At 66.8% G+C, this 989-nt stretch carries 1 pseudogene; it reads left to right on the top strand.

From position 1 onward, the window contains the following. Positions 1-55: 55 nt before the first annotated feature. Positions 56-989 (top strand): annotated as a pseudogene (locus ACYVJ0_RS13555) (IS3 family transposase); the annotation flags it as partial.

Here is a 989-nt window from a genome sequence, read left to right as displayed (position 1 = left end):
TGGGGTGTGACACTTCTTGTAGACGGTCGTTACCAGGAAGGAACGACAGGCAGAGATGTCTACGAATCGCAGGAAGTTCACTGAGGAGTTCAAGGCCGACGCGGTCCAGCTCGTCGTGCAGGGCGGCCGCCCGATCGCGCAGGTCGCGCGGGAGTTGGAGATCAACGAGAGCTCGCTCGGGTACTGGGTGAAGGCGTATCGGGCCCAGCACCCCGACCCGGAGACGGCGCCGCCACCGGTGGAGGCCGCGCGGATCGCACGGTTGGAAGCGGAGAACCGGCGGCTCGCGGAGGAGAACGCGTTCTTGAAAAAAGCCGCGGCCTTCTTCGCGAAGGAGCAGCGGTGAGCGAGAAGTTCACGCTGATGCACGCGGAGAAGGCCACCTTCACGATCGAGCTGATGGCGCGCCTGCTCAGCGTCTCACGCGCCGGCTACTACGCGTGGGCGAAGCGGCGGGACACGATCCCGCCGACCACGGCGCGGAGGGTGTGGCTGTCTGGTGTGATCACGCAGATCCACGACGACTCGCACGGGGTGAACGGGTTCCGGCGGGTGCTCGCCGAATTGTCTCGCCGCGGGATCGCCGCGTCGGAGGGTCTGGTCCGCAAGATCATGCGGGAGGCGGGGATCTTCGGGATCCAGCCCCGCTCCAAGAAGCGCACCACGATCCCCGCCGACGACGTGGTGACCCGCCCCGATCTGCTCAAGCGGGACTTCACCGCCGACCGGCCCGGGGTCCGCTTCGTCGGCGACATCACCTACCTGCGCACCGGGGAAGGGTGGCTGTATCTGGCGACGGTGATCGACCTGTTCAACCGTGAGGTCGTGGGCTGGTCGATGGCTGAGCACATGCGCACCGAGCTGATCGGCGACGCCCTCACGATGGCCCATACCCACGGGCGCATCGAGTCGGGCGCTCTGTTCCACTCGGACCGCGGAAGCCAGTACACCTCTGACGAGTACGCCAAGCTCGCGGGCCGTTTCGGGGT

This window comes from Microbacterium petrolearium, from assembly GCF_054782875.1.
Note: the sequence above shows the minus strand (reverse complement) of the source record. Positions and strands in the feature narration are given on the sequence as shown.